Origin of the sequence: Embleya scabrispora (genome assembly GCF_002024165.1) — a bacterium.
In the GTDB taxonomy this organism is placed as follows: Bacteria; Actinomycetota; Actinomycetes; order Streptomycetales; family Streptomycetaceae; genus Embleya; species Embleya scabrispora_A.
Genome location: NZ_MWQN01000003.1, coordinates 912,631 through 924,613 on the forward strand (window position 1 = coordinate 912,631; position 11,983 = coordinate 924,613).

Annotated in this window: 8 protein-coding genes; all 8 read right to left on the reverse strand. The window is 75.4% G+C overall.

All coding sequences use genetic code 11. The annotated features are described in order from the left end of the window. Positions 1-587: 587 nt before the first annotated feature. The 8 genes from B4N89_RS39595 to B4N89_RS39630 all read right to left on the reverse strand — a co-directional run bounded on the left by B4N89_RS39595 (position 588) and on the right by B4N89_RS39630 (position 11,982). Positions 588-1,457, reverse strand: coding sequence for a YwqG family protein (locus B4N89_RS39595; RefSeq protein ID WP_078981624.1), 870 nt, complete (start codon positions 1,455-1,457; stop codon positions 588-590). Positions 1,458-1,585: 128 nt separating this feature from the next. Then, on the reverse strand, positions 1,586-1,996 hold the full coding sequence (locus B4N89_RS39600; RefSeq protein WP_161500970.1) for a peptidase inhibitor family I36 protein: 411 nt from the start codon (positions 1,994-1,996) through the stop codon (positions 1,586-1,588). Positions 1,997-2,575: 579 nt separating this feature from the next. Further along, on the reverse strand, positions 2,576-3,754 hold the full coding sequence (locus B4N89_RS50950; RefSeq protein WP_078981368.1) for a hypothetical protein: 1,179 nt from the start codon (positions 3,752-3,754) through the stop codon (positions 2,576-2,578). A 118-nt stretch (positions 3,755-3,872) separates the two neighbouring features. After that, a complete protein-coding gene (locus B4N89_RS39610) occupies positions 3,873-5,810 on the reverse strand; it encodes a hypothetical protein (protein ID WP_078981369.1) in 1,938 nt (645 codons plus the stop codon). Continuing rightward, positions 5,807-7,756, reverse strand: a complete 1,950-nt coding sequence (locus B4N89_RS39615; protein WP_078981370.1) for a phage tail protein — start codon at positions 7,754-7,756, stop codon at positions 5,807-5,809. The genes B4N89_RS39610 and B4N89_RS39615 overlap by 4 nt, the downstream gene beginning before the upstream one ends. Continuing rightward, on the reverse strand, positions 7,753-8,721 hold the full coding sequence (locus tag B4N89_RS39620) for a hypothetical protein (protein ID WP_143658243.1): 969 nt from the start codon (positions 8,719-8,721) through the stop codon (positions 7,753-7,755). The genes B4N89_RS39615 and B4N89_RS39620 overlap by 4 nt, the downstream gene beginning before the upstream one ends. 124 nt (positions 8,722-8,845) lie before the next feature. Next, positions 8,846-9,775 (reverse strand): hypothetical protein, encoded by a 930-nt coding sequence (locus B4N89_RS48320; protein WP_143658244.1) that lies wholly within the window; start codon positions 9,773-9,775, stop codon positions 8,846-8,848. After that, positions 9,772-11,982 carry a baseplate J/gp47 family protein gene (locus B4N89_RS39630; RefSeq protein ID WP_078981373.1) on the reverse strand — a complete coding sequence of 737 codons (2,211 nt, stop codon included), beginning with the start codon at positions 11,980-11,982 and terminating at the stop codon, positions 9,772-9,774. Before B4N89_RS39630 ends, B4N89_RS48320 begins: the two co-directional genes overlap by 4 nt. Position 11,983 lies beyond the last annotated feature (1 nt).

Sequence of the window (11,983 nt, forward strand, 5' to 3'; positions counted from 1 at the left end):
CACGTCGAAGTCGATGACACCCGGCCCCTGTTCGCCCGGCACAACGCTGCTCGGCTTCGGGTCGCGGTGCACGACGCCCGCCGCGTGCATCGACGCCGGCGCCTCCGCGGGAGCGGCGACCAGGCGGAGCAACACGGGCGCCGTGAACGCCCCGCCGACCCGCGCCCCCGGGAACTCCCGTCCCATCGCCATCGACAACGCCATCGGAGCGCAGCGCGCGCCGAGGTGGATGCGATGCGCGGCACCCTGAAGGCAACGGTCGCCTCCGGTCCCGACTCCGTCGTAGCCGCTGAACGCAGGTCCCACCGGCGCCTGTTCGGTGGCGACGACCCCGGCCGACACCTGTGAACCGGACACGACGAAGCCGGCCCGCCCGAGCAGGGCGGGGCCGGTCTCGTTCCGTCGGCGGCCTGCGCGGTGGATTCACGGCCTGCTCGACCCGGTCGACCGCATCGCGCGACTCCGATCGAGCGCGGGCCGTCTGTCCGCGCGCGGGTCGACCGCCCGCAGTCGGCGCGGCAGCAGCCCATCGACCGCTTCGGGTCCGCCGGCACGGCCAAGCCGACCCACGGCGGCGCCCGTGCCGCTCAACACTGCGCCACCAGGCGGGCCCGGTCGAAGCGCCGGTCGGCGAGGTCCTCGGAGCGGATCAACCAGTACAGGGTCCCCGCGTCGCCCCATTCCATCCCCGCGTCCTCGTCACTGTCGAACTGGGCGAGCAGGAGCCAACGCGTGGCCTCCGCGTCCAACTGCGGCTCCCCCCAAGGGCGTTCGACGCCCAGGTCCGCGCTCGCCGCCTCGTACTCCACCGGACCCTGGATCGGCACGGCATGACCGCCGACGCGGTGGCCGATGCGGCCGTCGAGCTTCGCGAAGGCACGTCGGAACGGCCGCAGCCCGACCGGGATTTCCCGAGGTTCGGGCCACGGATCACCGCTGCCGAGCAGGGCCTCGCGCACCTGTGGCAGCCAGAGATCGGGCGCACTCTGCTCGACGTCCGCCGCCAACTCCACCCGCGGGTACGGTGCCGGCCCGCAGGGCGGCTCCACCGGCGAGACCGGTGTGCCCTCCGGGACATACAGCACCCGGGCACCGACCCACGTCTGGGGATCGTAGACGGAGACGAACGCCGACTCGTCGTCGCCGGCATCCTCGCCCCGGCCGTCGAAGTAGAAGAACAGCAGCGTCCCGTCGCCCGGAACGCCGGCGGCCCGCCCGGCCGCCGGCAGCGCCGCACACCGTACCGAGGCGATGAACGACAACGGTCCCACCTCCGGCCAGTCGGGCCAATCGACCCCACTCGGCAACTCCGGCACGCCGCCGAGGACCGCGACGACCTGCTCGCCCGCATCGGCTCGGCGCAGCCGAACACAGGGACGCAGCAGCGCAATCCATCGTTCGGCGAGGTCGGAGGGCAGGTGCTCGGCGGCAAGCCGGGAATAGCGCTCATCGGTCATGTCGACGATGATCCCGCCCGCCCCCGACATCCGACCACCGGCCGCACCGTCGCGCCACAAGGACCCGGGGCCGCCATCCCTCACGGGACGGCGACCCCGGGCGGTCGTACCGAAGTGCCCGAGCGGTCCTACCGGCCGAAGTCCTTGCCGACGACCAACGGTCGGCCGGCCGTGTCGGCGGACGCGAGGTCGCGCCCGGCCTCGACGCGCCCGTCCACCGTGTACTGGTAACAGGGGAATCGAATGCACACCACGGAGCGGCTCACGCCGTGGAGCACGTCGAAGCCGGTGCGGTTCGCGATCGACAGAACCGGCTCCCGGATCGTGTATCCGGCGTCACCGCGCTCCTCGATCGCCCGCGCCGAGACGACCGTGCGCGTTCCCGTGAGGCTCTCCCCGCTGTAGACGCAGAGGTTCCCCGTCGGGCAGGAGGTGTCGGGAGCGGCGGCGTCGGCCCGCGCGGTGGGCGCGAAGACGAGCGCGCCCATGAGGGTGCCGGCGACCACGCCGGACGCCACGGTGGCGAGTGAGCGGAACATCGAAGTGTCCTCATTCCTTGTCGTGCGTTCTACCTGGCTGAGACCTGGCTGAGTTCGTACCTGTGCGGTCGAGCCGGCCCCGTCGCCCAGTGGGCCGTGCGGTTGGTTGGCCCGGCTTCGACGCAGGCCACATTTCCCTATCGACAGCGGTGCGTGAAACCCCATTTACGGACAGTGGCGACACGCTCTGATTTGGCCTCGTTACCGAAAGTGGACAGTGCTTTCGGCGATCATGTGACCAGTCGACTACAGCCGGTGAAATCCCGAAAAACACCCGAGCGAGCCGAAAGTGAAGAACCCCCTCCTCCGCACGCTCCAGGGGGGCCGCACATCCACATCGCGCAGAACCCCCCGCCCACTCTCGGACACCACCCCATGGCCGATTCCGAAGGGTCACGGATTCCGATTCCGGATGCGGGCCTCGCAGAGCGGCTCAGGCCCGTCGTGACTCGACACCGGCCGTCTCTCACCAGAGCCCCGGGCGGGCTCGGTGACCGGGCGCGCGGTCCGGTTGCGGCGGCCTCCGCAACGACCGGGCGGGGCTCTCGACCGGGTTCGGGGTTCGGTGGCCGTCCGGGGTCAGCCCTCGGTCAGCCGCAGCACGAGGTTGGCGCGGTCGATCGCGGTGAGCACCGGACCGGGTGGGACCGCCGCCGCCCGGGCCCGCTCGATCAGCGTCGCGGCGTCGGCCCGGGCCAGTTCGGCCACCGTGCGCTCGCCCAGTACGTCGCCCAGATGCGGGGTGTCCGCGACCGCGAGCAGGGCACGCGCCGGCAACGCCCGTACCGCCGCCGGGTCGTCGGCGGTCAGCACGTCCTCGGCGCGACTGTCGTCGAAGGCGTGCGCCGCGGCCTGCCGGGTGACCTCGCCCCACCGCGACCCCGCCAGGCTCTCCCCGGGTTGGCCGCAGTAGAAGCCGAAGCCGCCGAACGAGGCGGCGAAGCGGCGGTTGTACAGCGGGTCGACGGTGAGCCGACCGTCCGCCGCCGCGGTGAAGTCGGCCAGCACCACCCACGGATCGGTGGGGCACGACGGGCACGGCCGGGTGCCGTTGTCCGTGATTCGCGACGAACAGCCGGTCGTCTCCTGGCGGGTGTCGTCGATCCCCTCGAGATACGCCGGAGGCAGCGTGTCCAGCACACCGAGCTCGAAGCCCTCCCGCACCCGGCTGTACTCGCAGGCCGTGTCCTCGCACCCGCACCCGGCCGCCGCCACGGGCGCGGTGAGGCATTCGTCGTACCGCACCGCCAGGTAGTACGTGCGCCCCGGTTCGCGGCGCCGGCGCACCGGCGCGCACCACGGGTCGGTCGGCGGCGGGCAACCCTCGGTCCCACCGGGCAGCGCGTCGCGAACGTCGACCCGCACCGGATGCTCGATCACGATCTCGTCGCCGTACGGGCCCAGCACGTAGCCGGCGGACACGTCGAGCAGCCACGGCAGCCGGCCGCCGTCGCCGAACCGCACGGGGTTCACGGTCGCCCCGCACACCACGCCCCATCCGTGCAGCAGCCGGTTGTGTCGGCGCATACGCTCCAGCAGCCAGACCCCGGTCTGCGTCAGGTCCTCCGGGCCGACGAGTTGTCCGCCGAACCAGCGGGGGCGCAGCCGTCCCGTCGCGTGCCCCGCCAGGCAGTCACCGCACCCGCAACCGCCGGAACCGGACCCACCGGTTCCGGCATCGCCCCCGCCGCACCCACAGCCGCACCCGCCCGGCCCGCCCGGCGCCACGGGCCGGATCGTGTGTTCGTACCCGGTCAACGTCCCTCAGCTCCTCGGTAGGCGTGTCGGTATGTGCGTCGATGTGCGTATCGGTGTGCGTGTCCGTGTGCGGGCAGGTGTGCGTCTGGACAGGCGCCTCGGTCCACGGCCGCCGGGCTCATTCCGGCGCCGCCGTGAACGCGATGTGCAGAAACCCGCCGGGGGTTCCGTCGAACAACCGCTCGCCGACCGTCGACCGGGTGCCGAGGGCACCACCCCGCAGCGACGGGAGCGGGTGCCGGTCGCCGGACCAGATCGAGAAGAGCGTGTGGTTGTCCAACGCGGTGCCGAGGAAGTCCGCGTCCAGCGCCAGGGTCGGCGCGTCCGCGCCCACCGGCGGCACCGGGACGGTGTCCGAGGAGCGCACCTGGAGCAGGAACTCCCCGTCCGGCTCCGCCCCGGTCACTTCGAAGATGTACGTAATCGACTCGGCAGGCGCCGGCGACTCGTCCTCGGACCGCCCGGCGACGCCGCCGCCCAGTTCGAGCCGCCGGAAGCGGGCGATCCGATCACCCTCGCGCACCGCCTGGAACAGCCGCACCCACCCCTCGGGGTCCGCCAGGGCGGCATCGGCGAGCGCCCGGTCCACGGTGAGTCGGATCAGCGGCCTGCGCGCGAAGCGCAACGCTCCGGCCCGGTCCGGGCGTACGCCGCCCTCGGGCCACACCCGCAGCAGCCGGGGCGCGCGCTCCTCGGCCCCGAGGGTCGGCGGCGGGAACGGCGTGAACACGTGCATCTCGCCGCCCTGGGTGCCGTTGCCGGAGGGGAACGGCGGGACGGCGGTGAGCGGTGCCCGGTCGATCAGCGTGTTCAGGGTGGTGTCCCGGGGCGCACCCGGGGTCAGCGTCCACAGCGTGTTGCGGTCGGCCGTGGTCAGTGCCGTGCCGACCAGGTCGGGGTCCAGGGCGAGTCCGTCCGGGCCCTGCGCGCGCGGCGGCCCGCCGAGCGCCACCCTGCTGCCGACCACGAACACCGTCGAGGTGAGCAGCCCCTCGCTCTGGAGGCCGACGGTGTACGCCACACCCTCGCCGCCGGCGGGCACCGTGACGCGGGTGAACGCGCCGCCGGCTCGGGTCAGGGTCAGCCGCCGGGCGCCGAGGTGGTCCAGCTGCCACAGGCCCAGCCAGGTGTCGGGGGCGTCGAACGCGGCGTCCACGAGCGGCCGGTCGAAGGCGATCTCCAGGCGCTTCTCGGCGACGAACGCCCGCCAGGTGTCCGCGTTCGCCCCGGTGCCCACCTTGGGCCACAACCCGGTGATCCGGGGCGGGGCGGTGGTGTCGGCGCAACACCTGTCCACCCGCGCGGCCAGGCCCATCAACAGGTCGAACAGCACCCGGTTGGAGTACACGACCGGCCGCGCGGTGACCGTGTCCAGATCCGGCGCGTCGGGCGGGTCGTAGGTCACCGTCGCCAGTGCCAGGCACTCCTCGACGCACCCGCAGTCGTGTTCGACGGTGTCGGCGACCTTCTCCCGGCGGTCGAAGTGCTCGCCGGGCCGGGTCGGGAAGATCGCGGCGCACTGCGCGGCGCTCAGCCCGACCGGATCGGGTTCGCCGGCGGTGATCCGCAGGGAGAACCGCTCCAGGGTCAGCGAGGGCACACACTCCTCGCGCACCTCGCAGTCCACCACGGGCATACGCGCGTACTCGGCCCCGCACTCGTGCCGGCACAACCGCAGTACCACCGTGCCGGTCTCGATCGGGTCGCCCTTCGGGTCTCCCGCGCAGTCCGTGGGCTGGTTCGGGTGCTCGATCCGTACCTGCTCGTCGACCACGATCAGCCGGCCGTGGCCGTCCACCGCGACGCCGGGGAAGACGGTCAGCGCGCCGTCGGTGCCGAGTTCGACGTCGAGCCCGCACAACACGCCCGGGCCGAGGCCGAGTCGGGCCAGGGTGGCCGCGGTCCGCCGGTGGTAGGACTGTTCGACGTACCAGTGGCGGACGTCCATCGACTTGCCGGGGTAGAACCGGTTGCGCACCGGCGGCGCCGGGGCCGCGTCCTCGCCGCCGCAGCCGCATCCCGTGTCCGACCCGGAGTGTCGTCGATCCTGACTCACGTGTGCTCAACCCCTTGCAGACGGACGGGGGTCGCACCGCGACCGCCCGGTGTGGGAAGCGTTGTGTCGAGGCGGGTCTCGACCGGGCCGCCGACGTGCGCGGCGGGCGAGCCGGGCAGGCGTACGTCCGCGCCCAGGCCGGGACCCCCGCCGGCGGTCCACTCGGGCGGCGGACCCGCGACGAAGGTGTCGATGCCGACCCGTCCCGGAATTCGGCCCGGGCGGGTGAGCCGCACCTGCGCGAACACGTGTGCCGGACGCTCCCGCTCGACCACGCGCGCGATCTCGGGCAGCGCGTCGGCCCGCTCCGGCGGGACGTGGACGCACACCCGGTGTGCGTAGGCCGCGTACAGCGGCAGGCCACGATCGTGTGCCGGGACGAGGTCGGCGCCGTCGAGGACGGCGGTGGTGTCCAGGGCGGGCGGGCCGGGGTCGGCGACGCGGGTGCTCGTGTCCCGACCGAGGCCGCCGGTGCCCAGGCGCCAGACCTGCGCGCCCAGCAGCGGTTCGACGACCCGGACGGCGACCCCGGTCTCGCGCTCGACCGCCTCGACCAGGCCGGCGGGGGTGCCGCGCCGGCCGTGTGCGGCGTACGCTCCGGCGACGTTCGCGCGGCGGGCCGCCTCGTCGGCGGCGGTGAGCGGTACGGCGTCGACCCAGCCGGCGAGCCGGTCCAGCCACGGGTCGTCGGGGCGGTCGGGGGCCGAGCCGGGGTCGAGCGAGGCGGGCAGGTCGTCGAGGCCGCGCACCGACGCCGCGTGCGCCGACCCGAACAGGCCGAGCAGTCGGCCGAGCGTGCCGGAGCCGTCGTCGTCGCCGGTGTAGGCGGCGGGCAGCGCGTCGAGGAGGCCGCGCCCGAGGCGTTCCACCCGGATGTCGTCCACGCGCGGGGTGCCGCGGCCGTCGCCGAGCAGTTCGATCGTGATCCAGAGCCGGTCGCCGGGGTGGGCCGGGCCGGCGAGGACTCGCACGTCCACACCGTCCAGCGGGCCGGCCCGCCAGCGCCCCCGGGCGGTCGGCACGGGCGCGTCGTCGGCGTCGGCGTGCATCGGGTCGGGCGGATCGGGGGTACCGGCGGCGTCGGTCGCGAGCATCGTCCAGACCCGAACGTGGCTGCCCGCCGGCGCGGGTTCGGCGAGCACGACCCGCACCCGATCCCAGTGCTCGACCCCGACCGGCTCCCTCGGCGCGGGCACCACGGCGACGCCGCGCGCCCCGATTCGCCGGGGCCCGAGCCGGGCGATCCCACCGGGGCCGGCCACGAACACCCGCCCGCAATGATCCACCGCGATCCCGGCCGAGTCCCCGCCGGCCAACAGCACGACGTCGCCGCCGTCGTCCGGGACGAACACCACCCCGGCCCCCGGCACCTGCCGCGCCCCGCCCGCCACCAGCACCCCGTCGGCCACCCGCACCGCCGCGAGCCCGCCGACCCGCTCCCGGGCGGCCCGCAGCGCGGGGTCCTCGGCCGGCGGCGGATCGGTCCACGGCGCGAGGTATTCACCGGTGTCGGCCCGGACCACCATGCCGACCGGACGGCCTTCCGCTCGGGGCGAACCGTCGGGGGCGTGGAGGTCCTTCGTCGCGTCGTCCACCACCAACAGCCGTCCGCCGCCGAGCAACCACAGGCCGCGCGGTGCGCGGAGTGCGGCCGGGTCGCCCGTCGCGACGTCGAGGCAGCCGAGGACGCATACCGTGTGGTCGCAGCCGTCCATCCGCAGGACGCGGCCGTGGCCCGGATCGGTGACCAGGACGGTGCCGTCGGCGAGCACGACCATGCCCAGCGGGCCATCCGCCGGATCCAGGTCGGCGACCGCCGCCGGTTCGAGCGAGGCGGCGCCCGGGGCGAGCACCAACCGTTCGCCGTCCGTCCGCACCCCCGCGAACCGCGCGCCGGGCCAGCGGCCGAGGGCGTTGACCCAGCGGTAGTCGCTCGCGCCGCTCACGCCCCCTCCACCCCCATCCAGGAGATGTGCCAACCGAGTGCGCTCCGCACCAGGTCGGGCAGGGTGACATCGGCCAAGACCTGTGCCGGATTCAGCGGCAGCGTCGTGGCGCCGCCGACGACGCCGCCGATCCGGCCGGCGGGCATCGGCACCACCACGGTCATCCGTCCCGGCTCCGGGGCGTCGACGTAGGGCGTACCGTCCAGCACGCACGCCTGGCCGCCCGGCGCGCCGGCGGCGGTCAACTCCCGGTCGCCGTCGAGGCGGACCAGATACGCGGGGGTGTCGCCGAAGCCGGCCGCACTCGTGTCCACCAGCGTGCGCAGCCCGATCACCACACCGGTGGCCGGATCCTCGACCCGCGACCACACCGTGCCGAAGGCCCCCGTGGAGCCGGTCGCCACATACGGCGTCGGGGACACCGGCAGGATCCGCCGCCCGGCCGGATCGGGCGGCGCGGTCAGCGCACACCCCCGTACCGACACCGTCGCGAGCAACACGTCCAGCCCGTCGCGCAGTTCGGCCGGCGTACACCAGGCCGCGGTCGGTCCGTCCGCCAACCGCACCGCACCGACCGCCCCGCACTCGCCCGACCGGGTCCGGACCGCCGCCTCGTCGTCCTCGGTCCAGCGCAGCGTCAGGCAGAACTCCACGGCACCGCCGTCCGGTCCGGCGGCGACGGCCGGTACGTCGACCTCCACCCCCTCGGCCAGGATCAGGTCCCGCCCGAGCGCATCGAGCGCATACCCGGCACCGACCGCCACCCGCTTGCCGCCCCGAGCACCGGTGGCCGCCAACCCGAGCGCCACCCCCCACCCGTGCAACACCCGGTTGTGCAACCACCGCCGCGAACGCTCCACCGCGACCACGTCGTTCAACTCCGCCGCGGCAAGCACCTGTCGAGCGAAGAAGCTCGGCCGATGCGTGGACGGCAACGCCGCCCCACTCGTCGTCGGGCCCGTCATCCGAACTCCCCCCTCGATCCAAGACCCGGGCACACACCCGGACGAACACCCGCCGACGCAGCCGCCCACACACGGCGCCGCAACCGCGACGGCGCCCCATCCGCCCCGCTCCACGTCGAACCCGTCATACGAACTCCCCCCTCGATCGAGGATCCGGGCGCGCGCCCGGGCGGACGCCGGCCGGTGTGTCGGCCCGGCTCCGGAGGCCGGGCAGGTTCAGGGGTGGCCGGGTGCACGGTGGGGGGCACGGGTCGGTCCGGGGCTCGGGGCGCGCCGGGACCGCATCGGCGGCCAGTACCGCCGTCCACCCGAACGCCATCGGCACGGCGGACACCTTCGGCTGCTCGGCCGGCTCGCCGTCGTCCGGCAGCACGTGCCGCACGGTGATCCGGAATCCCGCCGCGTCGACCGCCGAGACCTGCACGGTTGTGGCGCCCGCGGGGGCCGGCGGCGGCCCCTCGGCGGTGACGAACACCTCCGGTACACCCGCGAACGGGCGCGCGAAGTCGATCCGGGCCGACCACCGCATCCGCGACCCCTCGGCGGCCGTCCCGCCCCGGGCCGTCCGGCCCGCGACCACCACCGCCGGACCGGGTCCGTGGGCGTTGCGCCGCGCGCCGTCGCCGACGTCCAGCGCCCGCGTGTCGGGGTGGTACACGGCCAGCGGTACGTCCTCGGCGCCCGCCGGCACCCCGCTCGCCACCCAGCGCGTCCGGGCCCTCGGGCCGCCGCATTCGGCCCGCAGTACCAGCGTCAGCGGCCCGGTCGCCTGCGCGGGCACGATCGGCACCTCGTCGGCCCCGAGCACCAGCAGCTCACCGCAGCGGGTGTGCGCCACGCCCGGCTCCACGAGCACCCGTCCGTCGCCGAGGTTCCACACCTCCAGGCCCACGCCGACACCCCACGTGCGGTGCGCGGCCCGGGTGTGCCGGGCCAGGCTCGACACCTCGTTGCCCGCGAGGTCGCGCAGATCGGCGGCGGCCAGTCGCACGCCGGCCTCCTCGACCACCCGATCCGCGGACCTTGTGGGCGCCGCGCCGCCGCGGGCCCTCATCGCCCCGCCTCCGCCGGTACCGCGTTCACCGTGTGCGGCCCAGGCACCACCAGCGCGGTCGGCGGTACGCACAACCCGCCGCATCCGGGCGGCCCGCCGTCGGCGCGCAGCGCGAGGGCGCGCACGTGGTCCACCCCGGGAACCTCGTCGATCACCCGCATCACCTCGCTGCGATACACGTCCCGCCCGAACGACCGGCCCGTACCGCGCGGCCCGCCGGTGACCGGGTGCAGGGAGGTGTCCAGCGCGGCCCGCACCGCCGCCGCGACCGCCGCCGGATCGGCGCCCGGGAGCAAGGCGACCGTCGTCTCGGCGCGTACCTCGACGTAGCGCGGCCCGGTGACGAAGAACCGGGTGCCGGCCGTGCGCAGCCCGGCCAGGTGCCGGCGGACCGCGCGCAGCAGGCCCGGGGTGGGTTCGGGGCGCTCGCGCGGCAGTTCCGGCACCACCACGACGGTCACGCAGCCCGCGGCGACCAGGCCCGGCAGGCGCGGGTCGGTCTCGGCGAAGGCGCGGGCCCGGGCGATCCGGGCGCCGGGGGTGTCCAGGGTGCATCGCTCGATGCCCGCCAGGGTGACCGCGCGTTCCGGCGGGGCCAGGCGCGGCACGGTCGCGCGGGGCAGGTCGTCGAGGGATCGGGCGTCGGCCGCGGTGAGCGCGTCGAGCAGGCGTTCGTGGGCCCACAGCGCCCGTTCCGCGCGGGCCGCGGCGGCTGTGGTGTCCTCGGCGTCGGTGCCGCCCGCCGCCGGGCCGACCAGGGCTGCGGTCAGCGCGCCGGCGGCGGGCGGGCCACCGAGCAGGACCCGGGTGCGGGCGTCGTCGGCGACGGCCACGGGTGCGGGCGGGGCGAGCGCGCCGCCCCGGGCCCCGGCGGTGCCCCGGAAGCCGGCGAGTACCGTACGCCCCGGTTCGGGCACCCGTCCCGCGCGGCCGTCGCCGAAGGTCAGCGTGCCGGTTCGGGCGTCGAACACGGCGGACAGGTCGGTCCGGCCCGCCGCGTCCAGATCCGGAAGCAACCGCACCGCCTCCACACCGCCCGCCGGATCGGCCAACCACACCCGGGGCGCCTCGGCGGTCGCGCCGCCGGGCAGCGCGAAGACCTGCTCCGGCGCGCCGTCCCCGACACCGACCGCGACGAGTTCGACCACGAGCCGCCCGGGCGCCGTCGCGGTCGGCGCGATCCAGCGCAGCACCCGCACGGTCGGCGCGGCCGGGTCGCCGGTGTGCACCGTGCGTACCGTCCGCGCGTTGTCCACGGTGATCGTCAGCGCGGTACGGGCCCCCTCCACCGGAGCGCCGGCCCCGCCGACCACCACCCCCGGCGCGACGTCGTAGGCGCCGACCGCCGTACTGGCCTGCGTCGCCTCGACCGCGTCCGCGACCACCCGGCGCAACCGCGGCGCCGCGTCGTGCCGGCCCCGCGCAAGGCGGCAGCGCAGCCAGGCCCGGGCCCCGGCCGCGCCGAGCGGCTCGACGGGCAACCCGCCGGGCCCGATCCGCAGGCGTACGGCGGCGGAACGGGTCAGCGCGCGGGTGCGATCGTCGACCTCGGCCGGCGCCGCCCACGCGCCGCCGGAGCGCACCTCCCAGACGGTCCGCGCGCTGTGATGCGGCTCGGCGTCGAGGTCGTCGGTGCCGTCGGCGTCCACCCACAGGGTCAGCGCGGTGCCCGCGGGCAGCGCCCGGTCCAGGCCGAGCAGCAGCGCGGCGCCGACGTGCGGGTCCGGGCCGAGGGCGGCCACGGTGGTGCCGGCGAGCAGGGTGGGGGTGTGATCGGTCCAATTGGACTCGTCTTCGGTGCTCGCCACCAGAGCCGCCGCCACCGCGCTACCGGTCAGCGGCAACGCCGCCACGGTCTCCAGGCCGAGTGGCGCGTCCGCTCCGTGGGCGACGAAGCCGAGCCCGGCGGGCAGTTCGGCCGGTGCGCCGGGCCCGGGGCGGATCGACAACACGACCCGTGCGGCGCTCGGCGCGGCCGGTCGTACGCCGAGCAGCGCGAGCAACTTGCGACGATGCCGGTCGGTCACCCGGGAGACCCGGTAGACGTCGGTGTCCACCAGCCACGCCAACATCTCAAGCACCGCGATGCCGGGATCCGAGTGGTTGTGGTCGGTCCACCCCGGACTCTCCAGCGGCAACAACGCCCGCGCCTCGGCGACGAGGTCGGGCCACCGCCTGGTGTCCGGGTTCGGCGGGAACAGGGGCATG

Bases quoted from the DNA above. Each gene is read 5' to 3' on its own strand.
- B4N89_RS39630 (WP_078981373.1), bottom strand. From the start codon at position 11,982: ATGCCCCTGTTCCCGCCGAACCCGGACACCAGGCGGTGGCCCGACCTC.
- B4N89_RS48320 (WP_143658244.1), bottom strand. From the start codon at position 9,775: ATGAGGGCCCGCGGCGGCGCGGCGCCCACAAGGTCCGCGGATCGGGTG.
- B4N89_RS39620 (WP_143658243.1), bottom strand. From the start codon at position 8,721: ATGACGGGCCCGACGACGAGTGGGGCGGCGTTGCCGTCCACGCATCGG.
- B4N89_RS39600 (WP_161500970.1), bottom strand. From the start codon at position 1,996: ATGTTCCGCTCACTCGCCACCGTGGCGTCCGGCGTGGTCGCCGGCACC.
- B4N89_RS39595 (WP_078981624.1), bottom strand. From the start codon at position 1,457: ATGACCGATGAGCGCTATTCCCGGCTTGCCGCCGAGCACCTGCCCTCC.